This is a genomic window from Trabulsiella odontotermitis (assembly GCF_001297775.1).
Classification (GTDB): Bacteria; Pseudomonadota; Gammaproteobacteria; order Enterobacterales; family Enterobacteriaceae; genus Trabulsiella; species Trabulsiella odontotermitis.
Genome location: NZ_LIFX01000012.1, coordinates 247454 through 273401, shown reverse-complemented (window position 1 = coordinate 273401; position 25948 = coordinate 247454). Strand labels below are relative to the sequence as shown.

Here is a 25948-nt window from a genome sequence, read left to right as displayed (position 1 = left end):
GGGCGGCAGCGTAAATACGGCTGCCAACACCGGGGAAGTTTATTGGTCAGACATGACCAGGGGTCGTTATTGCCTTAAATAAGCAACTAACGCCACACAATAATAATTCAGCTTTGCAGTTTGTTAATCGCAAAAATCATATACAGGAGCTTAAAATGGGTAATCTTTCCGGAAAAAAAGTGCTGATTACTGGCGCAGAACAGGGGATCGGCAAGGCGACCGCGAAAGCGCTGATCGAAGCCGGATGCGATATTTATATCCATTACTTCAGCGGAGAAGAAGGTCCGAAAGAACTGGCTGCACTGGCAACCTCACTGGGGCAAAAAGCGGCTTACGGTCATGCGGATTTAACCAATGAAGTTGATGCCGCGAAATGTGTTTCTCTTGCGGCGGAATTCCTCGGTGGCATTGATATTCTTGTCAATAACGTCGGCGGGATCATTGCCAGAAAATGGATGGGAGAAATCGATCAGACCTTCTGGAAAACCGTCATTGACGTCAACATGACCACCATGCTGAACGTGACGCAAAGCGCGCTGCCGTTCCTCAAAGCGGCCAAAGACGGCGCCAGCATTGTCAACCTCGCCTCGCTGGCAGGCCGCTCTGGCGGGCATTCCGGTTCCCTGGTCTATTCCACCACCAAAGGTGCAGTGCTGACCTGGACACGTTCGCTGGCGGCTGAGCTGGGGCAGTATGGCATTCGTGTTAATGCCGTCGCACCTGGGCTTATCCTTGGCACGCGTTTCCATAACGTCCACACCACCAAAGAATCCGCTGATGAAACCGTTAGCGCGATCCCGCTGGGCCGTGCGGGCACCGCCGAAGATGTGGCACGCACTATTCGCTTCCTTGCCTCGGAATATGATGGCTTTATTTCTGGTGCAACGATCGATATTAACGGCGGCATTTATCGTATGTGACGGAAAAGCAGTGGCAACCGTCAATCTGAACATGCCAGGGGCAATAATGACCTGGCACGTTTTACAGGGATCATTATGATTAAAACAGAGATTATTCACCCGGAGCTGTTAAGCGCCCTGGCGAAATGTGGTCATAAAACGAAAATATTGCTCGCCGACAGCAACTATTCTTTCGTCACCAATTCTGCCCCCAACGCGACAATTATTTATCTGAATTTTGCGCCCGGGATGATCAACAGTCCGTTTATTCTTGAGAAGTTACTGAAATATATCAATGTAGAAAGCGCGACGCTAATGGCCTCCCCTGCCGACTTTGATAATACGATTGAAAAAGAGTATCAGCACCTTTTATCACCGGAGACGGAATTTAGCTGGCTGACGCGCGAAGCATTCTACGCACAGGCCAAATCGAGCGACACGATGCTGGTGATTGCTTCCGGCGAAACACGACGCTTCGCCAATATTATTCTGACCGTCGGCGTCGTGCGGGTATAACTCACCGCTGCGCCACCTCGCGCGCCAGCGCCAGAAACGCCGCCAGCCCGGCGGAGGGGTGGCGTCTGCCAGGATAATACAGGCACAGCCCCGGAAACGGCGGCGTCCAGTCATCCAGCAGGCGCACCATGCGCCCGGCGGCAATATCGTCGAGCACATTCTGTTCGAGGAAAAAACCGATACCGAGCCCTTCCAGTACGGCAGCGCGGGAGAGCGCGGCATCGTCCAGCGTCAGCGGCCCGTTCACCTCAACGTGCGCCACCTCTCCCTGTTTTTCCAGATGCCAGCGATAAAGTGAGCCATCCGGCAGACGCACGCGAAGGCAGGCATGCCGGAGCAGATCACCCGGCGTCGTCGGTGTGCCGTACTGCGCCAGATAAGCGGGCGACGCCGCCACCGCAAAACGCTGCGGCTGGCCGAGGGAGAGCGCGATCATGTCCTGCGGCACCAGACCGGCAACCCGGACGCCCAGATCAAACCCTTCCGCCACGATATCCACCAGCCGCCCTTCAGTGACCAGATCGATATGCATCTGCGGGTAACGGCGCAGAAACTCAACGATCAACGTCGAAAACAGGGTGAGCGCGGCAAACGGCGGCGCATTGATGCGTAATACGCCTGACGGCGTGGCCTTGCGGGCGCGCACCGCTGCCAGCGCATCATTCACCCCCTGCAGTGACGGCCCCAGTTGTTCGACCAGCAGTTGCCCGGCCTCGGTCAGCGCCACGCTGCGGGTGGTACGATTAAATAATCGCACCTCAAGCTCCGCCTCCAGGCGAGCGATGGTGTGGCTCAGCGCGGTGGTCGACATATCCAGATCAATTGCCGCCGCCCGGAACGTTCCCCGGCGGGCGATGGTCAGTACCGCCTGTAAATCATTCAGCGTCACACGCGACATTATCCCGGTTCCTTCATCAAGGCATTCATGTTTATCCCCGTTGTCCAAATTATCTCGCTTCCCTAGAGTGAACAAGCACCATTAACCGGATAACTGAAATGAACCACAACGAATCGGGAGAACAATGAATGGCGGAATTTTTGTCGCTGGAAGGTAAACGCGCGCTGGTCACCTCTGGCACCAAAGGCGCCGGGGCGGCGACGGTCGCGCTGTTTCGTGAACTGGGGGCGCAGGTGATGACCGTGGCGCGTCATCAGCCTGACAGGCTTCAGGACGATGCCCTGTTCGTCGCCGCGGATTTAACCACCGACGCCGGATGCCAGCAACTGGCGCAGCAGGTAAACGCCCGCTTCGGCGGTGTGGATATCATCGTGCATATGCTGGGCGGCTCGTCATCGCCTGCCGGGGGCTTTGCCGCGCTGGACGACCAGCAGTGGCAACAGGAGCTGGCGCTCAACCTGATGCCCGCCGTGCGGCTGGACAGGCTGCTGTTGCCAGGCATGATCGCGCGGGGCGCAGGGGTTGTTATCCATGTGTCATCCATTCAGCGCCTGATGCCGCTGCCGGAAGCGACCACCGCCTATGCCGCCGCGAAAGCCGCGCTCTCGGCCTACAGCAAAAGCCTGTCAAAAGAGGTGTCGCCCAAAGGTGTTCGCGTGCTGCGCGTCTCCCCCGGATGGATAGAAACCGAAGCCGCCGTGCGTCTGGCAGAGCGGCTGGCTGAAGAGGCGGGAACGGATTATGCGGGGGGTAAAAAAATCATTATGGATTCGCTGGGCGGGATCCCGCTCGGGCGCCCCGCGAAACCGGAAGAGGTGGCAAACCTGATTGCCTTCCTGGCCTCCGATCGCGCGGGGGCGATTACGGGGACGGAATACCTGATTGACGGCGGTACTGTCCCCACGGTGTGAATATCACAGCGGATTAAACGGGATTCATGGCGCGGAAAATCGCGTCGTAAGTTCCGTCTCTTTCCGCCCAGCGGCGGGCTTTATCACGCTCCAGCAGGATCTCCCCGCCAGGATGGTCATGACGTTCAAGCAGCGTCATGACCTCGTGGATATACTCCGCCAGCGGCATGGCTCGTGGATCCGTCGCCTGTTGAATGCCGGTGATCATGGTCTGTACGTACGGCGGCGCCAGTTCCAGCACTTCTACCGGGATGTCGCGAAGCTGATAACGGAGCGACAACAGCCACGAATGCAGGAAGGCTTTGCTGGCGCAGTAGGTCGGGAAAACCGCTCTGGGGATAAACGCCAGCGCCGAACTGGTTGCCATCAGCGTGGCGTCAGGCCGGGTTTTAATCAGCGGAAGAAACGCCGCGGTGGCGCGGATCACCCCGAGAATGTTGGTATCGACAATCGCCTGCGCGACGTCAGTATTCCAGCCCTCTGCAGTGAGATCTTCCGTCTGAGAAATCCCGGCGTTGGCGATCAGCACGTTCAGCGCCGGGAAACGCGCCCGCACGTCAGCCGCGACCCCGGCGAGCATCGCCTCATCGGCAAGATCGAGCCGGTAACCCGCCATGCCCGGGTTCGCCTCCGTGATTTCATCGAGCAGTGCCTGACGACGCCCCGTGATGATGACCTGATTGCCCCGCGCATGGAAAGCTTCCGCCAGCCCGCGGCCAATTCCGCTGGTGGCACCGGTAATAAGAAGAGTATTGCCGCTCATGTTCATTCTGTTTTCCTCTAAAGAAAAATGACCTGGCAGGCAGCGACACGAGAAACACGCTCGTGCGTGATGTCGTTTTGATGAAGTAAGGACGTCGCGCCAGATGACCCCTGTTTTCTCTGCTGAGACCCTCGGGATCGGGGCGCGTTGGATGACGGTAACGCCTACGGCATGAAAGGAAATGCGTAATGATTATATTAGCGCCAGCAGGCCCCGGCAAGAGGCCTTAACTGGTCGCCAGTGATACCGCTTTTCGCAGCCCGTTGATCCCGGCAGAGTTAAGCGGCGTGACCAGCGCATAATTATAGTGTTCGTCGCTCCAGTATTGCGCCATCACGTCTTCTCCCTGGCGCTCGCCATGCGGTAATTTCACCGGGCTTAACGGGCGGATATACCAGCCGACGCGGGTTCCCTGCGGATCTTCATACATCACCAGCGCCGCCGGGCCTTGCGCGGTCGCTATCAGCCGTGCGCCCCGCAGTTTGAACCCGTACTGTTCGAGATCCGGCGGCGGCACGCCATTCATAAAATAGCGCGCGACCCAGCGACTCAGTTCAGTCTGCCGGGTCGCCACCACGTCCATGGGGGTGAGCGCGGCGTTGTCGAAGAGTTTATAAGCCTGAACCGCATCTTCCATTGGCTGATGGCTCATCAACAGTTGCGAGGTTCTCATCTGCCAGCCAGTCACTCCGCCAACGCCCAGCGCCAGCACCAGCGCGCAGGCGGTTGCCAGCCGCCACTGCCGATGCTGCCGCACCTGACGGCGCAGATAATGCGGCTCCGGGCTTTCCAGCGTGACCGGCTGGCGGTTCATCGCCTGACGCAACTGCTGCGCGTCCTGGCGCCAGCCTGCCACCCGGGCTGCCGCGTCGGGGTTTTCAGCCAGATAACGTTCTACGCGCGCTGAGGTCGCGTCATCTGCTTCGCCATCCAGCCAGGCATGCAGATCGTGTTCATCCGGGGGCAAAGTCATTTCAGTCTCCTCAGCGGTAACGGCGTTACCTTACCTTCTAATTTCTCATGGAGCAGCTTACGCGCCCGGGAGAGCCGTGACATTACGGTGCCGGGCGGAATATCCAGCGTTTCAGCGACCTCTTTATAACTCAGCCCCTCAACGCTCACCAGCAACAAAATGGCGCGATAGTCGGTCGGCAGCGTGGCGAACTGCGCCAGCGTATCGTCGGCCATCGCCAGCGATTCGGTGGAATACCCCACCGTCTCCTCACCGGTAAAAAAAGAGAGGAGTTTCACGTAGCGCTTGCGCCGCCGTTCGCCATCAATGAACTGGCGATAAAGAATGGTGAACAGCCAGGCGCGCAGGCTGTGCTCGTCGTCATGCTGCGGTCGGCGGGTGAGCGCCTTCGTCAGGCAGCTTTGCACCAGATCCTCCGCGCTGTGCGGGTTGCGGGTCAGCCACAGCGCAAAGCGTTGCAGATGCGGCATCACCTGGCGGATCTCGCCATCAGTCAGCTGTGACATAACGCTCCTTCACCGTTTACGGGTTCCCGCCATGCTCTGAAATACTCCGTCGCGGAGTATCAGCGCATGACGTAACGCCGCGGCCAGATGCAACATTACGGTGGCGAACAGCACCAGCGCAACCAGAGAATGCAGCGGGCGCAGGATAGCATAGCTGTCGTTACTCACCGGCAGGATCGGCGGTAACACGAAATGCCCGCCCAGGGTAATCGGATACCCCGCCGCCGACAGCATCGCCCAGCCGATAAGCGGCTGCGCCAGCATCATCGCATACAGCGCCCAGTGCGAAGCATGCGCGGCAACACGCTGCCAGCCAGGCAACGAATCCGGCAACGGCGGTGTGGCGGTTGAGAAACGCAGCACCAGACGCACCACCACCAGCACGAGGATCATCAGCCCCAGCGGTTTGTGGATAGCCACCAGCAGACTGTGCAGCGACGATACCGTGGCGACCATCGCCACACCAATAAACAGCATAGCCAGAATCGCCGCCGCCATTACCCAGTGCAGCAGGCGCAGCGCCGGGTGAAAATACGCAACCTGTTTCATAAATGCTCTCCTGCCTGTTCACGGGTACGCGCGTTGTAGGATTTGGCATAAGCCGAGGAACGCGCATTGAGTAACGGATCGTCGGAGGCGGCAATGCCGTCCGGCAAAATCAGCGGATCATAGTTGATGTCATTGCACGGCCCCTGCGCCTGCGCGCTGGCTCTGGTCAGCACCAGTGTTCCGGCGTTGATGGTTTGCCGATCGGCGGGCCAGCTTTTGGCCGCATCGCTGCCGTCATCCCCGGCATTCGCGACAGTGATCAGCAGATCCCATTTCAGTGGTCCCTGCGCCAGTCGCTGTTGCAGATCGGTTTGCAGGAAATTACTGTTATTTTTATCGTCCGCGGTAATTGGCTGATAACTGGCGTGCGGCACCATGCTCCAGCGCACCAGATGCGTTTCGCCCGATTGGTTAATAAACCGAAAGGCGTTCAGGCCATTGAAGCGATCGCTGGCCCAGCTCGACGACGGAACATACTGCTTTGACCAGGCGAGGAAAGGCAACATTTGCGGATGTTTCGCGATAAACGCCTTGAATTTTTCCGGGTTCGGCTTGCCGGTCGCCGGATCCGGCAGCGTCGCCACCTGCAACTCGTAGAAATCTTCTACCGTGGAGATCGGGAAGAACGGCATGGCGTTCATGCCGGTGCGCCACTGTTCACCGCCGGGCAACTGAAACGCCAGCGCCATGCTGCGCACGGGTACGGCGTAATCCGGCGCGGCCGGGTTGCCGCCAGCAAGGGCAAAGCGCCCGGTGACCGGCGTCTCGCCTGGCGCAAACACCGAGGCGCGCGAGATCGCGCTGGCGTTGCCATTGGAAATGAAATTGCCGGTTACGCAGATACCTTTGGCATGGTTACGGCGATAACCCGGATGCTCGCCGCCGGACTGCTGTAACACCGCGATCAGCTTATCGGAGGTCAGACGCTGCGGCGTCAGCCAGCCACCGACCCACAAAAACAATACAATCAGTACCAGTGGCACAAGGCCGACCAGCGCGAGACGCGCGATTTTCTGGCCGGTGGTTAGAGAAGTGGTCGTCATAATCAGGCTCACCTTGCAAACATTGAACCTATAAGACGAAGAGGCGGGAGGTTTATTCCCGCCTGCGAGAAATAATTTTCCTGTTTAAAAAGGCGCGATAAACCCGCTACTTTTGCCTGTCGTCAAACATCGGGATCGGCGTCCCCTGGATATAACGACGGCGCAACCAGGCCGAAAGGGTATCCATGATCATCACCACCGCCACCAGAATGAGGGTAATGAACATCACCACATCCCAGTTCCACAAACGCATGTTCTCGGCGTAGATCAGGCCGATCCCCCCTGCGCCGACAAACCCCAGCACCGCTGCTGAACGGGTGTTGGATTCAATCTGATACAGGCTAAGCGCCAGAAAGGTCGGGAAAGATTGCGTAAAGATGCCGAAGCGATGTTTTTGCAGGCCGTTAGCGCCGACCGCCATCAGGCCACGGCCCGGTGAGCGTTCCACCGCTTCGTGCCCTTCCGCGTACAGGCGCCCCAGCAAGCCGGTGTCCTGCATGATGATTGCCATCACGCCTGCCAGTGGTCCCAGCCCGACCGCGCGCACGAAGATCAGCCCCCAGATAGCCATATCAATACCGCGCAGCACGTCAAACAGACGACGCATCAGCAGCGCGATAATGCGTGCTACCGGGCCCTGCATAATATTGCGCGCCGCGAGGAATGAGAGCAGCAGCGCAATGATCGTCGCAGTCATGGTGCCTGCGAAAACAATCCCCAGGGTCACCAGGATTTGCGTGAAGTAATACTGAAACGGCCAGTTGAGGAAATCCCGCCAGACGAACATGCGCAGAAAATAGCGCCCCAACTCCTGTACGCCGTTAAGCGCCTGCGCCAGCGGCAGGCCAAACTGGAAGAAAAACCAGACGTAATAGAGAAATACCGCCAGCGCCAGCAGGCCGATACGACGCAAATAGCGAGGCTGCGCGCGATACAACGCCGCGTGTTGCTGGCGGCTGGTCATCAGATCAGGTTCAGTTTGCCAGGTTTTCATTTGTTTCCCTCCAGTACCCAGTGGCGCAGACGGCCAGAGAGCATATCCAGCAGCGATACCACAACAATGATCAACAGCAGCGTCATGCTCACCTGATCGTAACGATCGAGTTTAATGTTGGTCATCAGTTCCTGACCGATCCCCCCCGCCCCTACCAGACCGAGAATGGTCGAGGAGCGGAAATTAATCTCCATGCGCATAAAGCTGTAGGAGATGAAGATGGGCTTCACCTGCGGCCAGAGCGCGAAACGCATGCGCTGAAATGGCGTGGCGCCACAGGCGGCGAGGCCGCGCACGGGTTTGTCCTGCGCACTTTCGATGGCTTCATAAAACAGTTTGGTCAGGCTACCGATGGTGTGCAGCATCAGCGCCAGAAAACCGGGAATTGCGCCGATACCAAACGCCATCACGAAAATCACCGCCCACGCCAGTTCCGGCATGGTGCGTAAAAAAGCGACTAACGCCCGGATGCTGTAACGTACCCAGGCGGGCGACCAGGCATTGCTGGCGGCAAGAAAGGAGAAAACCGTCGCCATTCCGGTGGCGGCCAGCGTGGATGCCAGCGCCAGTTGCAGGGTTTCCCAGATCAGCGGCAACTGAATCGGCAGCCGATAGCCCCAGTAGGCCAGCGAGCCTTTGGTATGCGAGTCGGCAAACAACACCGACACATGCAGCGTGGGGACGGTTTCGATAATGTAATCGAGAAAATTCGGCAGTGAGTGCCAGACGGTCAACAGATTGAATTCCGCGATATTACCCGCCGCGAAGTACAGCGCCAGCAATAAGATTGACCAGGTGAAAGTATCCCGCGTCTGGCGTAGCTTTATCTCCCGAAAGTAACGTTCAAATTCGGTATTTCGCATGTTCGCTCACAGGGTTATCACTAAAAAAATCCCCCGGCCTGTTGACCGGGGGAGCGGGCAGGACGAGATCAACGGGCAGTAACCAGCTCGCGTTTCATCTCGATGATCTGTTTGAAATCGTCGACGCTTCCCGGGCCGATGTGCTGTGTGCCGCCCATGGCTTTGGTGAAACAGGCATGATCTTCTTTATCCAGTTTTTTCACCGCGGCAATGACTTTGGCTTTGAAGTCTGCGGGCAGGCTGTTGCTGACCAGAATCGGGCCGTTCGGGATGAGCGGCGATTGCCAGATAATCCGGATTTGCTTCATCAGATCAGGATGATCCATACGAATCAGGCGGTTGAACGCACCAGTGGTATAGCCGGTGTTGTAATCGCCGACCATCGACGCCCAGGTTACCGCGCCAGCAAACTGATTGTTCAGCACGCCGAGAATATCCTGCTCGTGACCGCCAGAGAACGTCACGCTGGAGAAGTGATTTTTGTATTTGTCATCCGCAGAGCCACCGTATTTTTTCTTGAATTCCTGGTTCGGGATCAGGAAGCCGGAAGTGGAATCCGGGTCAGCAAAGCCAAAGGCGGTGCCTTTCAGATCGTCCAGCGTTTTGTACGGGCTGTCTGCTTTGACAATTACCACAGAATGATAACCACGGGACTGATCTTTATCGTCCACCGCAATACCGACGATATCGACCGCTTTCGGGTTGCTGATATATACTGAGGCGTAGGACGACGGTGACATACTCAACACCACATCCACTTTACCGCCAAGCAGCCCCTGAATAACGCCAGAATAATCAGAAGAATTACGCAGTTTGGTATCAACATTTAATTCTTTGTCGAGGAATTGCTTCACGCACTGGTTATCACCAATCTGCTGCGTCGCATTCTGCCCGCCAAGAATACCCAAGTTAAGTTCTTTAGGTTGTTCCGCCGCATTGACCTGCCAGGCAAATACCAGGCTTGCCATCAGAGTGGAAATCCGAAATGCGCGAGTCATCGATTTTTTCATTATGCGAGTCCGTAGTCGTAGGAAAGAAATTAATGTAACTGGCTGATTTCATCGCCATAAAGTTTGTGCAGAATGTCATCGGTTAACAGGGCTGGATTACCGTCGAAAATAATCTCGCCCTTCGCGATGCCAATCGCACGCGTGCAATACTCTTTCACCAGGTCGATGGAATGAAGGTTGACGATGACGCTGATCCCCTGCTCGCTGACATCGTTCAGCACGCGCATGATGCGCTGGGTATTTTTAGGGTCCAGCGACGCGACCGGTTCATCGGCCAGCAAAATAGAAGGGTTCTGGATCAGCGCCCGGCAAATCGCGACGCGCTGCATCTGCCCGCCGGAGAGGTTTTCCGCACGTTGCAGGGCATGCGGCAGCATGTTCAGCCATTCCAGCAAGTCGATGGCTTTCGCCCTGTCTTCCTGCGAAAAGACTTTGAACAGCGATTTCAGCGTTGATGTCTGGCTGAGACGTCCGAGCAGGACGTTAGTCAGCACATCCAGCCGCGGTACCAGGCAGAAGTCCTGAAAAATCATCCCGCATTTGCTGCGCCAGCGGTTCAGTTCACGCCCGCTAAGCACTGAGACATCCCGCGGCATGCCGACATCCGGGTAATCCAGGATCTCGCCGGACGTCGCCGGATGCGTGCCATTCAGGACATGGAGAAGTGTTGATTTACCGGCACCGGAGCGGCCAATAACCCCTACCATTTCACCGGCATGCAGATCGAAATTAATATCTGAGAGAACAGGTGAATGATTATTATAAGATTTGTACAGATTCTTAACGCTCAATACTTTCTTATTTTGCAGGCGCAGGTAATTCACCTGCGGCAGCGTCGTTGGGGCATGTTCAATTATTACGTTTTGTGCTTGTGCTCTGTTCATCATACTGTCCAGAGAGTTATGTCATTCGAGGGATATTAATAACGTTGCCGATGACGTTTTAATGACAAACAGACGAACAAAAAATGAACGCCGTGTTTAATCACGAAAAATGCGCAAACCCACCGGTCATATTTTTGTCAGATTTCCTTGTTTTAATTATCGAAACAGAAAGATAAGAGAAATCACCATGAAAAAATTAGCGCTACTCGCTTCATTACTGGCGATATTCACCACCGCGGTTTTCGCCAAATCCACCCTGACGCTTTACACCAGCCAGCCTACCGAAGACGCGCAGTCCACCGTCAGTGCGTTTGAAAAAGCGCACCCTGACATCGAAGTGAAATGGATCCGTGACGGAACGGCAAAACTCATCGCCCGTTTGCAGGCGGAACTGGCGGCGGGCGGCGCGGCGCCTGACGTGTTGTTGATTGCTGACAGCGTCTCCATGGAAGCGCTGAAACAACAGGACCTGCTGGCGCCGTATAAATCATCCCTCGCCGTAAACTACGATCCGCAGTTGTTTGATAAAGAGGGCTATTACTACGGCACCAAGCTGATTACCACCGGCATTGCGTATCACAGCAAAGCGCCGGTGAAACCGACATCGTGGAAGGATTTGCTCAGGCCGGAGCTGAAAAACATGACCACCCTGCCAAGCCCGCTCTATTCCGGGGCGGCGCAAATTCATCAGGCGACGCTGATGGAAAATCCTGACCTCGGCTGGGCGTATTATGAAAAGCTGAAAGACAACGGCGCGATGCCGCAAAGCGGTAATGGCGGCGTAATGAGCGCCATCCTTTCCGGTAATAAAGCGTACGGCGTGCTGGTGGATTACATGGCGATCCGCGAGAAAGCGAAAGGCGCGCCCATTGAGTTTGTCTTCCCGAGCGAAGGCGTCAGCATTGTCACCGAGCCGGTCGCGATGATGAAAGGCGCCAAAAACCCGGAAGGGGCAAAAGCGTTTATCGATTTCGTGCTCTCGGACGCCGGGCAAAAGCTGGTGCTGGAGCAGGGTTATCTGCCAGCAAATACCAACCTGCCGGTACCGAAAGGCTTCCCGCCGCGTGACAGCATCAGGCTGATGCCAGTGGATTCAGCGAAAGCGCTGGCGGAAACCGAAGCGAACAAAAAGCGCTTTGCTGATCTGTTTGGAAATCGCTGATTGATGACCGGTATGACCCTGCGCCAGAACGCGAGTGGCGGTTCCAGAGTTGTGCTCGGTCTGCTGTTGTGCCTGATTACTTTGCTGAGCCTGTTGCCGAGCCTGCGGTTGTTGATGTCGGCGCTGCTTGACTGGCAACAGGGCAGCAACAGCAGTCTGTGGCGCGTGCTGAGCAACCCGGCAACCTGGACGGCGCTGTCGCATAGCCTCTATACCAGCGGCCTCGGCACCCTGCTCTCGCTGCTGCTGGGAAGCCTGTTTGCCTTCAGCATTGCGTTAACTGACATCCGCCTGAAACAGCTGTGGGTGTTCCTGTTTATGTTGCCGATGATGATCCCGCCGCAGGTGACCGCCCTGAGCTGGCTGCAACTCTTTGGCCCCGGTAGCGTATTGCTGAACAGCCTCGGTGTCGCACCGGCGTTTGGTTCCGCCAACCCGCTCTATTCCGCCGAAGGAATCGCCCTGCTGCTCGGCATTCAGCATGCTCCGCTGGTGTTTCTGACGCTTCGCACCCAGCTATTGTGTTTGCCGAAAGAGCATATCGAGGCGGCGCGTCTGAACGGCGCCTCATTGTGGCGGGTGTTCTTCGATATCATGCTGCCGCTCTGCCGTACCGCGTTGTGGGCAGGCGCGGCGATCGCCTTTGTTTCGGCGTTGGGCAATTTTGGCATCCCGGCGATGCTCGGCATTCCCGTCTCGTATTTTGTCCTGCCCATTTATATCTACCAGACGTTGTCCAGTTTCGGCCCTTCCATGCTTAACGATGTCGCCACGCTGTCCGTGCTGATGGGCGTGCTGGCGATTGGGATTGTGGCGGTCCAGGGACATATGCAGCGTCGTTTTGCCCTGCCATTGATTGGTACGGCGGGCCGGACGTTCGATTTTGCGCTGGGGCGTTATCGCCCACTGGCGGAACTGCTGCTGGGCGCGGTGCTGTTCACCATCCTTGTCGCGCCGTTGCTGGCGCTGGTGACGACCTCGCTGGTGCCGACGCTCGGCATTCCGCTTAACGCTGACACCATCACCCTCAATGCCTGGCGCGGGCTGTTTAACGAACAAAGCGCCACATGGCGGGCGCTGACGAACAGCCTGCTGTTGTCGGTCTCTGCGGCGGGAGTTTTAATGTTACTGAGTCTGCCGCTGGCCTGGCTGCTGGTGCGTCACCCCAGCCGTCCGTTGCACTGGCTGCACAGTATGATTGATATTCCCTATACCTTACCAGGCGTGGTGTTAGCGATTGCCTGCATTCTGCTGTTCACCCGTCCGCTGCCGCTGCTGGACATCAGCCTTAGCGGCACGCTGACTATTATTTTCCTCGCCTATCTTTCCCGTTTTCTTACCGTCTGCCTGAAACCGGTGCACAGCAGCATGCTGCAACTGGACCCGGCGATGGAGGAAGCCGCCAGCCTGGCGGGTGCCCGTTTCGCGCAACGGCTCTGCCATATCGTGCTGCCGCTGCTCGCCCCTGCCGCCTTCGCGGGCGGACTGCTGGTGTTCCTGACGGCGGTCAACGAACTGACCGTCTCCGCGCTGTTATGGAGCGCCGGAAAAGAGACGCTGGGGGTGGTGATTTTTAACCTCGATGAGAGTGGAGAGAAAGTGCAGGCGTCGGCGATATCCGTACTGGTGGTGATGCTGGTCGTGGTGGTGATGCTGTTGCTGAGCGCCCTCAGCCGGGTGTTACCGAAAGGAGTGATCCCATGGCAGAACTGAGACTGGAACAGCTGAGTAAAGTGTTCGCTGACCAGACGGTGATCAGCGATTTAACGCTGGCGATCCCGCAGGGCGCGTTTACCGCCATCTTAGGCCCGAGCGGTTGTGGCAAAACCACCACGCTGCGGATTATGGCGGGGCTGGAAAAACTGAGCGGCGGTCGGCTGTGGCTGGGGGATCGTCTGCTGGCGGATGCGCAAACGCACGTGCCGCCGGAATATCGCAATATGGGGATGGTCTTTCAGTCCTACGCCCTCTGGCCGCACATGACAGTGGCGGAGAACGTCGGTTATCCGCTGAAGCTACGCAAGGTCAATGGCGCGGCGCGTCAGAAACAGGTCGCCGACGCGCTGGAGGTGGTGGAGCTGGGCGCGTATGCCACGCGATCGCCACAGGAACTGAGCGGCGGACAACGGCAACGCGTGGCGCTGGCCCGTTGCCTGGTGTCGGAGCCGCAGGTGGTGTTACTCGACGAACCGCTGGCTAACCTTGATCGCCATTTACGCGCGACGATGGAACAGACCTTCAGAACCTTTCATCGCCGCACCGGCGCAACCTTTGTCTACGTCACTCACGACCAGCAGGAAGCGATGTCACTGGCCAGCCACATCGCGGTGATGCATCAGGGAAAACTGATGCAATGGGGCGAGCCGGAGACGCTGTACCAGCGCCCGCAAAATGACTGGGTGGCACGGTTTATCGGCAAGGGCAGCATCCTGTCGCTGGCGACACCTTCGCATATTCAACAACTGGATCAGAGACTGTTGCACCAGAGCGCCGGGCATACACAGACAGGCGCGCGCAGCCTGGTGCTGATTCGCCCGGAGCATGTGCAGATATCGCCGGACGGACTAAAAGGCACCGTGGAAAGTTGTATCTATCAGGGAGAGCGCTATCTGCTGGAACTGCGTCTGGATGATGGTCAGACGCTGAGCGCATTTCATTCTGCCGCGCTGGCGCTGCAACAAACCGTTGGTGTGCGCTTACTTCATGGCTGGCGCCTGGACGCGGCATAACCTCCATTTTTCGTCATCACAACTGAGAGACATCATCATGAAGCTGGCAAAATTAGCAGAAACCTGGATTGACCCCAGCGTCCGGATCCGTGAGTGCCGTATCGGTTTACAGTGTGAAGTGCTTGCCAGCAGCGTGATGGAATACAGTACGCTGGGTGATTTTTCCTATATCGGGGAATACGTGACGGTGGCCGACGCGACCATTGGTAAGTTTGTGGCGATTGCCAACAATGTGCGCATCGGCGCGCCAAACCACCCGATGGAGCGCCCGTCGCAACATCGCATCACCTATTGCCCGGAATACTATTCCATCAACGCCGTGCGCGATCATGCGTTTTTCTCTCACCGCCGTGACGCGGTGGTCACCATCGGTAACGATGTCTGGATTGGTCATGGCGCGATTGTGCTGCCAGGGGTGACGGTCGGTGATGGCGCGGTGATTGCCGCCGGTGCCGTGGTGAGTAAAGACGTTGCGCCCTACACCATCGTCGGCGGCGTTCCCGCCAGAACCATTCGCTTACGCTTCTCACCGCAGCTTGGCGCCCGCCTCCAGCAAATTGCCTGGTGGGACTGGCCGCTGGAGACCATTATCGAGCGGCTGGCGGATTTTCAGGATGACAATGTGGCGGCGTTCTGTGAGAAGTGGGGAAATTCGTAGCGCGTGATCGTCACCGGGCATAGCGGTCCGGCAGATTCATGCACAGTTTCGTCTCCTCGGCATAAAAATGAGGCAGATCCCGCTGATAGTCAGACGGCGTGACGCCACAAAGCGCTTTGAAATCTTTACTGAAATGGGCCTGATCATGGAAATCGAGGTCACAGGCAAGCGTGCGCAAATCGACGACACCGTGACGGATGCGCCGACACGCTTCGTTAATCCTGAGAATGCGGACAAACGATTTCCAGGAAACGCCAATCCTTTCCTGACACAAGCGGTTAATATGCCGGGCGCTGTATGACGTCATACCGGTCAGGGTGTTAAGACGAATGTTCCCGTTCAGCGGGGAGGCATGACTCAGCACCTGGCGCAGCAGCGGTTTTTCCGCGACTGCGCCAAGGCGCCGCACCAGCACGTCGTCAACGGCCTGCAGAAGAACCGGCCAGGCGGCGTAATGCCGTTCCACAACTGAACGAAAGAGCCTGTCGAGCGCAGGGTCAATGGCGTCCAGCAGACACTGGCTGTTTTGCAGTTCATGCAAAGGGAGACGGCCGAAAAGCCCGAATGCCCCACCCGGCAGAAACTCCACCAGCAGACGCAGCGTGATGGTGTTGAAATCCCGCGTCACCTGATGTGTTTCGCTGTTCGGCCCCCAAAACACCGGTTTCACGCGCCCGTGACTCACGGTGAACACCAGGCAGCCGCTGGCATCCGGGATAATCGTCAGCGGGCGTGCCGACGGCAGCTCACAGGCGTTACGCAATTGCACCGTGTAATGTGAGATATGGCCGCGCAATGGCAGCGACGGCGCGAAGAAAAGCTGCGTCGCGCCATTGTGACTATTGCCTGAGATGGGCTCCAGCCCGCCAGAGTAAGAATTCATCGTCCATGCCTCTCCGAAACGTCCCTTTTTTACAACGCGGAATCTGGATTGTGTCGTACGCTTCCTGTTATCCAGGAGGATATTTTATGGCTGTTAGCGCAGCCGGGCAATCGACGCTGATATTAATGGAACGAAACCAGCGCGTGATCATGTGCGTACCAGGAGGTAAATATGACCCGTCTACCTGAAGGGATTGAAGTGTTATTTATGGCGGGACTGGGTCCTGTCACAACGAATGCGAAAGAAAGTGAGCGATTGTACAAAGACCTGTTACGACTGCCGCTTGAAACGATTGACGGCTATGAGGGATACCTGCATTCGCAACACATTCCAGGTATTAAGTATTTCGCGGTCTGGCCGCTGGATAAAGTGGCGCTCTCGTGTTTCGGCACCAGCGAATGGCCTGATACGTTACCGGCGCCTCAGGCGTGGCTTGAAATTGAAGTCGCCGATATGCGCTCTGCGACCGACATTCTGGAACGGGAAGGCTATCACTTGCTCACCCGTTTGCAGGAAGAACCCTGGGGGCAGACCGTCACCCGCTTTCTCAGCCCTGAAGGACTCATTATGGCGGTGACGAATACCCCCGATCTTCGCGATTCGCCGGAAAAGGAATGATGATTTCACGTTGAATATGAACCAACCAGCACTAAATGGCTCATGTTATTTAGTGCTATTAGGCCGCTACACCGGGCGGGTTATTACAGATTAAAATAAACCTATTGTTCAACCCGATAACCCGCTTTTACCTCCCCCTTCTTTTTTAATTTAGCAATTTGTGCCATTGATTAAAAATTTATGCCATGTCCGTTTATGCATAAAATTCCTATTAATACGTGTAAATATCCCAAATTTCCCGCCATCGTCCAGAGCAAAACGAGAAAAAACAAGTCTGACAAATTAATAAACCTAAGAATTTACTTACGGTAATAATTCAGGTGCGTAACTACCCGCCCACCGCATTTTCCCCGGCCATATTGAAATGATTGTTGCTCAGTGTGAAACTGACGACAGAAAGCCATCCATCATCTCATTTCAGTCAATTGCAGTCAGCAATATATATGATGAATGCATCAGGATTATATTCACAGGGACACATAATCCTGTCTACCCGCTCTTTATTAATTTTCCTCAGAATTTAGTGGAAATTCTTATTCCATTAAAGCTTACCTTTCAGAAAATCCCTCTGAAAGCGCTGAGTGCCATTTATTTATTAACAAAATAAGCCTGTTATATTTTTATAAAAACAATGAAATAGACAGGCAGACTCAAATATTTAACGAGTGTGCAACATGAATAAAGTCTATCGTGTTATCTGGAACAGCACCCTGCGCGTCTTTCAGGTTTGCTCCGAATTGGTGAATGGGAAACAGCCGGGATCAGCCGTAAACCTGACGATGCCCGTGACCCCCTCTCGACAAAATACCCCCCTTTCATTCCGCCTCCCTTCACCAGTCCGTCTGCTTTCCCTGCTCGTACTGATGGCGCTGCCAGGTATAGCTTCTGCTGACCTGACGGTGGACAGCAGCCTGGGTAATAGCCCAATGGTTATCACTCAGGATAATCCCGTCGCAGATGCAGGAGACATTATCGTGGGCAGTACCAGTGGCGGTACGGGTGAGCTCACCATCAGCAACGGCGGCTCCGTCACTGGTGCTGACAGTGTGATTGGGTCAGTAGCCGGTAGCACAGGCATCGTCACGGTAGACGGTGTCGGTTCGGCGCTGATGACTTATAGCATGATAGTGGGCAAAGGAATGTTACTCATCACTGGCGGTGGTTCAGCGATTACCGGTAATGATTCGGGTGGTGGCACGTCAATAGGTATCGGCAGCACAGTCACCGTTGAGGGTGCAGGTTCCAGTCTGACATACGGTTACGGTGGCTTGCAGATAAATGGCGACCTCTCCATTACGGATGGGGGGCAGGTAACCAGCCCTAATAATCGTGGTACTGCCAATGTAAACAGTGGTGCCACGCTGACGGTCGATGGCACTGATTCCATGCTGACCTCCGGTAATTTTAATGTGGGTGCGGGTGGCTTAATGGCTGTCACCCGCGGAGGCAATGTCGTGACCACCGGCAGTTCCGGTGATGTAATCAATGGCACGGTGACAGTGGACGGCGCAGGTTCCGAATGGACCAATAATGGCAATTTCTTCATGGGGAATACAGCCGGTACCTCCCCCACAATAGCTATTACAAACGGAGGCGCTGTCATCCTTGCACCTGGTGGTCAGATGATGGCTAACAATGCCACTTCCAGTGCGCTCATTACCGTCGATGGTGCTGGCTCCCGGCTCAACACCGGTGGAACCTTTTCAATGCAGGGCGTGAACCCGACAGACCCTACCACCATTCAGGTCACAAATGGCGGGGCATTAAATTCTAATGCCATTAACATTGGCCGGTTTTTGGGCGATATCGCCAGGATTACGGTGGATGGTGATGGCTCCACCTGGACCACTACCGCAGCAACGAACATAGGACTTCAGGGTTCTGGTACCGCGACGTTGACCAATGGTGCGGTGATGACGTCCGGTGGCGGTATTACGGTGGGCGCACAAAAAGGCAGTACAGGCACATTTGACATCAGTGGCGGAGCCTCGGTGAATGCCATTAATGCCAGTGGCACACTTCAGAGTCTGAACGTTGGCGGCGGCGGCACGGGCACGCTCAACATCCATGAGGGCAGCAGTGTGACAGCCGGAGCCACCAGCATTGGCGTCGGGTATTACACGGACACAGGTACAGGTTTTTTAACAGTAGATGGAACCGATGCCGTTCTGAATACGACCAGTTTTGCCGTGGGCAGCAGCCTCTGGAACTATGATATCCCGAATACGGGTACACTCACCATAGCCAATGGAGGCGAGGTGAACAGCACCGGTACTGGCTTGTTGGGCAACAGAGTATCCAGCACGGGTACTGTTGATATCAGCAGCGACGGGCGGTGGAACCTCGCCAATGCCAGTGGAGTGGCACAAAACCTGACCGTGGGTAACAGCGGTACGGGCACGCTCAACATCGATACCACCGGGACAGTCACTGCCGGAAACACGGTCATTGGCAGTGGCGCAACTGGCGTGGGTACCGTGAAGGTGGATGGCACCGATGCTTCACTGAGTACTGCTCAACTGACAGTCGGTAATGCCGGTCAGGGGACACTCAACATTACCGACAACGGTGTCGTGAACAGTGTCAGCTATGGCGTAGTAGGTGGTGCCGTCAACAGCAACGGTGAAGTTAATGTCAGCAGTGACGGGCAGTGGAACCTTATTAACGCTGGTGGCGTCGCACAGGGATTGACCGTGGGTAATAGCGGTACGGGCACGCTCAACATAAATACAACAGGCAATGTGACTGCTGGGTCTGTCAGTATTGGCAGCGCAGTTACGGGCGTGGGTACGGCGAACATCGATGGTACTGATGCGTTGCTGAATACCGCAGCGATAACAGTAGGTGCGTCCGGTCAGGGTACGCTCACCATCACTGATGGTGGTGTTGTGAACAGTACGGGGGGAGGCATCCTGGGTAATGTAGCAGGCAGCACCGGTGACGTTGATGTCAGTACGGGCGGTCAATGGAACCTGATAAATGACAGCGGTGTTGGTCAGAACCTGTTCGTAGGGGGGAGCGGAGAAGGCACGCTCAATATCCATGCAGACAGCAGCGTGACGGCCGGGACAACCAATATTGGCTTTTACCTGCCTTCTTTTGGCCCGGGCGGTACCGGTACCGTGACTGTCGACGGCGCAGGTGCGGTACTGAATACCACTGCCATGACAATCGGTTATGTCGGTGAGGGTACGCTTGCCATCACGAATAACGGTGTGGTGAACAGCAGTGGTGCAGGGACTGTCGCCGCAAACGCAGGAAGCACAGGAACGGTTGATGTAAGCAGCAATTCTGAATGGAATTTAGTTAATACTGTGACCGGAGCCGTACAAAACCTGAATGTGGGGAATAATGGCGCAGGCACGCTCAACATCAATACCACCGGGACAGTCACTGCCGGAAACACGATCATTGGCAGTGGTGCAACTGGCGTGGGTACCGTGAAAGTGGATGGCGTTGATGCCTTACTGAATGCTGCTGCGATGACAGTGGGTTATGCAGGAAAGGGTACTGTGACACTCACGGATGATGCGATGCTGCAGAGTCTCACCGCTTCTCTGGGTAGTGCTGCCGGTAGCGACGGGACGGTAAATGTCAGCTCAGGTGCGCAGTGGAATATCGGTGACACCTCTCAGTACACACTGACAATAGGTGATGCCGGTACGGGAACCCTTAACATCAATACTGGCGGTAGGGTTTCTGGCGGGCTGGCTCCCATCACACTGGGTAACGCGGCGACCGGTAACGGTACCCTTAATGTCGACGGTACTGGCTCCCTGTTGCGTTCCCCGGTCGTTTATCTGGGCATGGCAGGTTCCGGCATCCTCACCCTGAGCAATGGTGGTACCCTGGAAACAGAGAACCCCGTGGAACTGGCGATGCAGGCGGGCAGTTCCGGCACCTTCAACATCGGTGCAGCACACGGTGAGTCGGCAGCGGGTGCCGGGTTTATCACCGGTGCTGACAGTGTGAACATGGGCGCAGGAACGGGCACCCTCGTCTTCAACCATACCGTAACCGACCCGACCACGGCGGGAGGCTACCAGTTCACCCCGCTGATTACCGGCAACGGCACGGTGATGCAGGATGCGGGGCATACGGTCCTGAATACAGAGAATACTTACAGCGGCACCACACAAATTAACGGCGGTACCCTCACCACCACGTCACAGTCCACCACAGGCAATACCGGTCTCGGCACCAGCGCGGTTAACATTGCCGCGCCGGGGACGCTGGACGTGGCGGGAGCCACCACTGACGGAACAGGCAATTTTACCTTCAGCAACCTGCTCACGGGTAACGGCCTGCTGAGTGTGGACCTGGCGTCAGCCGCAGACACGTTTGATTTTGCTCCGTCTGCCGGCACCGCCTTCGCCGGGGTCGCTGACCTGAAAAACAGCACCTTCGCCCTGTCCGGCGATAACGCCGCGGCACTGACAGACGCCATGCTGATGACCAGTACCGGTAACACCACCACGGTGAGCGACGGGGTTCAGCAGACTGACGGACTGGCCTTTAATGGCGGCACCCTGGCGCTGGATATCACCCTGCCCGGTGCGGCACAGTCTGATGGTGTTCTGCAGACGGGGACGCTGGTTGCCGGTGCCGGGACTTTCAGCCGCAATGGTCGGGATTTCCAGGCAAGCGGCACTGGTAACGTTCAGGTGACGCTGACTGACCCATGGAATGACCCGGGACTGATGGCTGACCCGGACACCCGTCTGAACCTGCTGCAGCAGGATGACACGCGCGCGGATATTCAACTGATACAGGCGGATACCGTCACCGGCTCCGGCGGTTCGCTGATGCTGACCGACCAGAACGGGGATGTCATCGGGACTGACGAAACTGTCGCCATTGCACAGAACGGCACGGTGGTCGCTGACGGACTGTATGGTATCCGTATGACCACAGCACCCGGTGACGGTCTGTACATCAACTACGGTCTGAAGGAAGTGGATATCCATGCCGGGCAGACACTGACGCTGGCTGAGTTTGCGGGTGCCACCGGGGCGGATGCGGACATGTCAGCGAAAGTCTCCGGTAGCGGAAACCTCGCGGTAAATACAACCGGTCTCGTCTCGCTGTCCAACGGGCTGAATGACTACAGCGGTGCCACGCAGGTACAGGCCGGAACTCTGCGTACCGATGCGGATGGCGCGCTGGGAAACACCCGTGAGCTGAACATCAGCAGCAATGCCATCACTGACCTTAACGGCACGGTGCAGACTGTCGGTATGCTGACAGGTCAGGCAGATTCCATCCTCAACGTTAACGGCGGTACGCTGACGTTGCAGAATGGCGGTCTCAGTGACGGCAGTCTGACTGGTGCCGGTAACCTGAATATCGATGGCGGTGTGCTGACGATTAACGGTACCAACAGTGATTTGAGCGTCGCCACTACCATCAGTAGCGGCGCACAAGTGAGTATTAATGATGTGCAGGGTGCAGGCAGCGGCGATATTACCGATGACGGTACCCTGACGCTGGACGGCGTTACCGGGACTTTTGCTAATAACGTCAGCGGTACCGGCAACGTCGATGCGACGAACACTACAGATATCACGCTTACCGGTGATAACAGCGGCTTCAGCGGTCTGTTTACCATCGACAGCGGCAGCACCCTGACCGTCAGCGAACAGAAAAACCTCGGTACGGCGGCGGTCAGCGGTGCTGGTAACCTGACGAAAACTGGCAGCGGTGTCCTGACACTGGCGCAAAATTCAGCCGCCTGGACGGGCACCACTGAAATCCTTGGCGGGGAAATTGCCCTTGGCGATAAAACTACCTCACCAGTGGATATGGCAAGCCAGTTAGTGAACATTCACGACGGTGCAACCCTGTCGGGCTATGGCAGCACGGCCGGTGATATCAACGTGATGCAGGGCGGTACGCTGCAGGTGGATTTCACCGTCGGCGGCAACCTGAACAACAGCGGTCAGGTACTGCTGAATCGCCCGGGAATGCAGCCAGGCAACTCACTTACTGTTAATGGCAACTACACCGGTAACGATGGCCTGATGACGTTCAACACCGCGTTGGGTGGCGATGATTCATCAACGGATAAACTGACGGTTCACGGCGACACGACGGGCAACACCCGGGTTGAGGTAAACAATGTTGGCGGCACCGGCGCACAGACAGTGAACGGTATCGAAATGATTCAGGTCGGCGGTGATTCTGCCGGTAACTTTGCCCTGACCACCGGGACTGTCGAAGCCGGGGCGTATGTTTATACTCTCGCCAAAGGCACCGGGGATGCGGCGAAAAACTGGTATCTGACCAGTAAATGGACCGGCAGTGTGACACCGCCGGACGATCCGGTACCGCCAGTCGATCCGGTCAAACCACCTGTCGTTGACCCGACCGCCCCGGATGCCCTGCGCCCGGAAGCAGGCAGCTATATCAGCAATATCGCGGCGGCCAACACGCTGTTTAACCACCGCCTGCACGATCGCCTCGGCGAACCGCAGTACACCGACAACGCCACCAGCATGTGGATGCGTCACGCCGGCGGTCATGAACGCTCTTCTGCCGGTGACGGCCAGCTCAAAACCCAGAGCAACCGCTACGTGCTGCAACTGGGCGGCGACATCGCGCAGTGGAGCACTGACGGCCTCGACCGCTGGCATCTGGGCGTGNGGAATCGGAACACCGTGAGAGCGACAGCTATCACTCAAAAGGGCTGACCGCCTCTCTGGAAGCCGGTTACACCCTGAAAGCCGGAGAGTTCACCGGCAGCCAGGGCACGCTCAACACCTGGTATATCCAGCCACAGGCGCAGGTCACCTGGATGGGCGTGAAGGATGACGCACACACCCGGAACGACGGCACCCGTATCGAAACGGAAGGCGACGGCAACATCCAGACCCGTCTCGGGGTGAGAACGTACCTGAACAGTCACCACAAAATGGATGACGGTAAACAGCGTGAGTTCCAGCCGTTCGTGGAAGTGAACTGGATCCACAACACCGAAGCCTTTGGCGTGAAGATGGACGGCACCCGGGTCAGCCGTGACGGCGCGCGCAACCTGGGCGAAATCCGCACCGGGGTGGAAGGCAAGCTGAACGACCGCCTGAGCGTGTGGGGCAACGTAGGGGTGCAGATGGGTGATAAAGGCTACAGCAACACCCAGGGCATGCTGGGGGTGAAATACAGCTGGTAAGTGACCATCGCCCGTTTTGACCTGAAGTGACAAAGAAGCCGGGATCTCCGGCTTCTTTATCTCAGTAAATATATGGTTCAGCAAATAGCAATATCATTCACCATGATCACTAATAAATAATATTAAACTATCGCAGGCTGACAGATATAAAAAAAGGCACAACAAATTATGTTGTGCCGTCTGTACTTTTGTATGATTATTAGTGGAGTAATATTCCCTGGTGTTTGGCCGCTGGCCGCCCGAACTATCTGTAAACTGATGTTCGGGTTTTTTTTATTGTAATAAGTGCTTTGCAGTTCATTAATTACTGATAATAGTGCGAAATTTCGAAAAAAACATCTGTCTGTAGGTACAGTTCATTTGCTGTACCTTCGACCTGTACCCTAATTAACAGAAGTAAATGGCGGCAGGGAGCATGCTCTCCAGGATGTGTTATATTTATGTCAAACGCCGTTCGTGCTGGCATGGAGATCGAAATGTTAATGGAAAGAGAAAAAAATGTAGAAATTGTTATACGAAGTCAGCTTGAAGCCACGCTGAACACTTTAGGTGAATTAACCTGGGCGTATGTGGTTCTCTCTAAAAAGGATATGTCATGTATCTTCGGTGTCACAAATTATCCGGATGAGTGGGTCACCCATTACAGGGAAAAAGGACTGCAGTATACGGACCCGGTAGTCATCACCGCGCTGAACAAATTAACGCCCTTCCCCTGGGATGAAAAACTGATGGCGCATTCAGATTATAATTTCGCCAAATTGTTCAACCAGGCCAGTCAGTTTGGATTGATTAACGGATATACCTTCGTACTTCATGATTATAATAATAACCTTGTGACACTATCGTTTATTGTGCCGGAATTAACAAGAACAGAAGTTATGCAGACACTGATTCAGAATAAAGGAGACATCTCCCTCTTACTCGCCTCAGTACACGAAACCTACCTGACGTTAACCTCATTATCTGAGAAAAACACCGATAAGCCGGAAAAACAGAGCCAGTTTACCTCCCGGGAAAATGAGATCCTTTACTGGACAAGCGTGGGCAAAACCTATCAGGAAACCGGCATGATCCTTGGGATCACCGTGCGCACGGTGAAATTTCATATGTCCAATATCGTTAAAAAAATGGGAGTCGCCAATGCCCGGCATGCTGTACGTCTTGGCGCGGAGCTTCAGCTGATTAAACCGGTTGAATGATTATAACTGAGTGCCAAATGACAGGGGCCAGTCATTAAGACTGTTTTCGTCCTGACTGTCATCCTGACGGCGTATTCTGTCTTTTAATGCGGTCTGACTTGCCGGATCGGTATGTCCAAGCAGCAGATAAACCGGTTCCTCTTTTTCAGACATTCCCGTTTTCAGTACCGTCACATTCCAGCCGGAACGCCTGATAATATGCATCATGGGATGACTTGCCACGGCCAGAATACCGTCATAATGATGACGCCGCGCATAGTTAATTAATGACAGGAACAGCACCAGCGTCACCGGATAGCGTTTTCCAAGAAATTCGCTTACCCTGTCTTTATCGACAAAGAAACGTGTGGACTCAAGGAAATTCCCTTCCGGGATGTTAACGTCATTAAAAAATACTGAAAATGTGTCATCCAGCATATTATGGTATTTCATATCTATAATCCGTGTTCCACAGATTATCATTCCGTTTTTAACGCCGAATAAATAATCCGCCTTTTCATTATCAAACTGATCGTATTCTTTTCCATCAAAACAACTCACAGCCCATTGCAGACGATCTTTGAAAATATTCTTCCTTAACATAAAAAACTCTTCTGACTTTTCATGACTCAGCGATGAGAAATTAACAACATAAACGTTGAACATAATGTCACCTGTATAAATGTATTTGAAATTACATTCGGTAACATCAGTGAAGCTTAACCAATAGCATGCCGGAGCCCGGA

The 25948-nt window shown here is 55.6% G+C and carries 22 protein-coding genes and 2 pseudogenes; 12 read left to right on the top strand and 12 right to left on the bottom strand.

The genetic code is table 11. The annotated features are described in order from the left end of the window. Positions 1–155: 155 nt before the first annotated feature. Positions 156–920, top strand: a complete 765-nt coding sequence (locus AOY23_RS17400; RefSeq protein WP_054181160.1) for an SDR family NAD(P)-dependent oxidoreductase — start codon at positions 156–158, stop codon at positions 918–920. Between the two features lie 75 nt (positions 921–995). Then, on the top strand, positions 996–1415 hold the full coding sequence (locus AOY23_RS17395; RefSeq protein ID WP_054181161.1) for an RbsD/FucU family protein: 420 nt from the start codon (positions 996–998) through the stop codon (positions 1413–1415). Position 1416: 1 nt separating this feature from the next. Here AOY23_RS17395 and AOY23_RS17390 read toward each other — a convergent pair whose 3' ends face one another. Beyond that, positions 1417–2313, bottom strand: coding sequence for a LysR family transcriptional regulator (locus AOY23_RS17390; protein ID WP_054181162.1), 897 nt, complete (start codon positions 2311–2313; stop codon positions 1417–1419). 128 nt (positions 2314–2441) lie between these two features. Here AOY23_RS17390 and AOY23_RS17385 point away from each other — a divergent pair, with 128 nt between their 5' ends. Next, positions 2442–3224 carry an SDR family oxidoreductase gene (locus AOY23_RS17385; RefSeq protein WP_054181163.1) on the top strand — a complete coding sequence of 261 codons (783 nt, stop codon included), beginning with the start codon at positions 2442–2444 and terminating at the stop codon, positions 3222–3224. A gap of 13 nt (positions 3225–3237) precedes the next feature. Here the strand turns inward: AOY23_RS17385 and AOY23_RS17380 are convergent, their stop codons facing one another. The 9 genes from AOY23_RS17380 to phnC all read right to left on the bottom strand — a co-directional run bounded on the left by AOY23_RS17380 (position 3238) and on the right by phnC (position 10809). Then, complete coding sequence (locus tag AOY23_RS17380; RefSeq protein ID WP_235501677.1) at positions 3238–3987, bottom strand: SDR family oxidoreductase; 750 nt, start codon at positions 3985–3987, stop codon at positions 3238–3240. Between the two features lie 226 nt (positions 3988–4213). After that, positions 4214–4960: an anti-sigma factor family protein gene (locus AOY23_RS17375; protein ID WP_054181165.1), complete on the bottom strand. Its 747-nt coding sequence runs from the start codon at positions 4958–4960 to the stop codon at positions 4214–4216. Further along, positions 4957–5466: an RNA polymerase sigma factor gene (locus AOY23_RS17370; protein WP_054181166.1), complete on the bottom strand. Its 510-nt coding sequence runs from the start codon at positions 5464–5466 to the stop codon at positions 4957–4959. The genes AOY23_RS17375 and AOY23_RS17370 overlap by 4 nt, the downstream gene beginning before the upstream one ends. 9 nt (positions 5467–5475) lie before the next feature. Then, entirely contained in the window at positions 5476–6015 is a 540-nt protein-coding gene (locus tag AOY23_RS17365) for a cytochrome b (protein WP_054181167.1), read from the bottom strand. Continuing rightward, positions 6012–7058, bottom strand: coding sequence for a catalase family peroxidase (locus tag AOY23_RS17360; protein ID WP_054181168.1), 1047 nt, complete (start codon positions 7056–7058; stop codon positions 6012–6014). Before AOY23_RS17360 ends, AOY23_RS17365 begins: the two co-directional genes overlap by 4 nt. 106 nt (positions 7059–7164) lie before the next feature. Next, positions 7165–8052: a phosphonate ABC transporter, permease protein PhnE gene (gene phnE / locus AOY23_RS17355; RefSeq protein WP_054181169.1), complete on the bottom strand. Its 888-nt coding sequence runs from the start codon at positions 8050–8052 to the stop codon at positions 7165–7167. Then, positions 8049–8915, bottom strand: a complete 867-nt coding sequence (gene phnE / locus AOY23_RS17350; RefSeq protein WP_054181170.1) for a phosphonate ABC transporter, permease protein PhnE — start codon at positions 8913–8915, stop codon at positions 8049–8051. The genes phnE (AOY23_RS17355) and phnE (AOY23_RS17350) overlap by 4 nt, the downstream gene beginning before the upstream one ends. Before the next feature lie 68 nt (positions 8916–8983). After that, positions 8984–9925 (bottom strand): phosphonate ABC transporter substrate-binding protein, encoded by a 942-nt coding sequence (gene phnD / locus AOY23_RS17345; RefSeq protein WP_054181171.1) that lies wholly within the window; start codon positions 9923–9925, stop codon positions 8984–8986. A 29-nt stretch (positions 9926–9954) separates the two neighbouring features. After that, positions 9955–10809 (bottom strand): phosphonate ABC transporter ATP-binding protein, encoded by an 855-nt coding sequence (gene phnC, locus AOY23_RS17340; protein WP_081005648.1) that lies wholly within the window; start codon positions 10807–10809, stop codon positions 9955–9957. Between the two features lie 187 nt (positions 10810–10996). Between phnC and AOY23_RS17335 the strand changes: the two genes are divergently transcribed. The 4 genes from AOY23_RS17335 to AOY23_RS17320 are packed head-to-tail and all read left to right on the top strand — an operon-like array spanning position 10997 to position 15358. After that, positions 10997–11971, top strand: coding sequence for an ABC transporter substrate-binding protein (locus AOY23_RS17335; RefSeq protein ID WP_054181172.1), 975 nt, complete (start codon positions 10997–10999; stop codon positions 11969–11971). A 3-nt stretch (positions 11972–11974) separates the two neighbouring features. Further along, on the top strand, positions 11975–13684 hold the full coding sequence (locus AOY23_RS17330) for an ABC transporter permease (protein ID WP_235501678.1): 1710 nt from the start codon (positions 11975–11977) through the stop codon (positions 13682–13684). Continuing rightward, the gene (locus AOY23_RS17325) at positions 13672–14700 is read left to right on the top strand and encodes an ABC transporter ATP-binding protein (RefSeq protein ID WP_054181174.1); all 1029 of its coding nucleotides are present in this window, start codon (positions 13672–13674) and stop codon (positions 14698–14700) included. Before AOY23_RS17330 ends, AOY23_RS17325 begins: the two co-directional genes overlap by 13 nt. Positions 14701–14737: 37 nt before the next feature. Beyond that, complete coding sequence (locus AOY23_RS17320; RefSeq protein WP_054181175.1) at positions 14738–15358, top strand: DapH/DapD/GlmU-related protein; 621 nt, start codon at positions 14738–14740, stop codon at positions 15356–15358. 10 nt (positions 15359–15368) lie between these two features. Here AOY23_RS17320 and AOY23_RS23060 read toward each other — a convergent pair whose 3' ends face one another. Next, positions 15369–16241 carry a helix-turn-helix domain-containing protein gene (locus AOY23_RS23060; protein ID WP_235501679.1) on the bottom strand — a complete coding sequence of 291 codons (873 nt, stop codon included), beginning with the start codon at positions 16239–16241 and terminating at the stop codon, positions 15369–15371. 171 nt (positions 16242–16412) lie between these two features. On the opposite strand from AOY23_RS23060, the gene AOY23_RS17310 reads away from it, so the two are divergent. The 5 genes and pseudogenes from AOY23_RS17310 to AOY23_RS17300 all read left to right on the top strand — a co-directional run bounded on the left by AOY23_RS17310 (position 16413) and on the right by AOY23_RS17300 (position 25223). After that, positions 16413–16859, top strand: a complete 447-nt coding sequence (locus AOY23_RS17310; protein ID WP_054181176.1) for a VOC family protein — start codon at positions 16413–16415, stop codon at positions 16857–16859. Positions 16860–17533: 674 nt separating this feature from the next. Continuing rightward, a pseudogene (locus AOY23_RS23270) lies at positions 17534–18769 on the top strand (ESPR domain-containing protein); the annotation flags it as partial. A 318-nt stretch (positions 18770–19087) separates the two neighbouring features. Then, positions 19088–23500: pseudogene (locus tag AOY23_RS22690) on the top strand (autotransporter outer membrane beta-barrel domain-containing protein); the annotation flags it as partial. Position 23501: 1 nt separating this feature from the next. Beyond that, a partial coding sequence (locus AOY23_RS22905; protein ID WP_418080600.1) for an autotransporter outer membrane beta-barrel domain-containing protein occupies positions 23502–24024 on the top strand: 523 nt, incomplete at its 5' end. Positions 24025–24506: 482 nt separating this feature from the next. Beyond that, positions 24507–25223 carry a helix-turn-helix transcriptional regulator gene (locus AOY23_RS17300; RefSeq protein ID WP_054180564.1) on the top strand — a complete coding sequence of 239 codons (717 nt, stop codon included), beginning with the start codon at positions 24507–24509 and terminating at the stop codon, positions 25221–25223. Here AOY23_RS17300 and AOY23_RS17295 read toward each other — a convergent pair whose 3' ends face one another. Further along, the gene (locus AOY23_RS17295) at positions 25224–25868 is read right to left on the bottom strand and encodes an acyl-homoserine-lactone synthase (RefSeq protein ID WP_054180370.1); all 645 of its coding nucleotides are present in this window, start codon (positions 25866–25868) and stop codon (positions 25224–25226) included. Between the last annotated feature and the right edge of the window lie 80 nt (positions 25869–25948).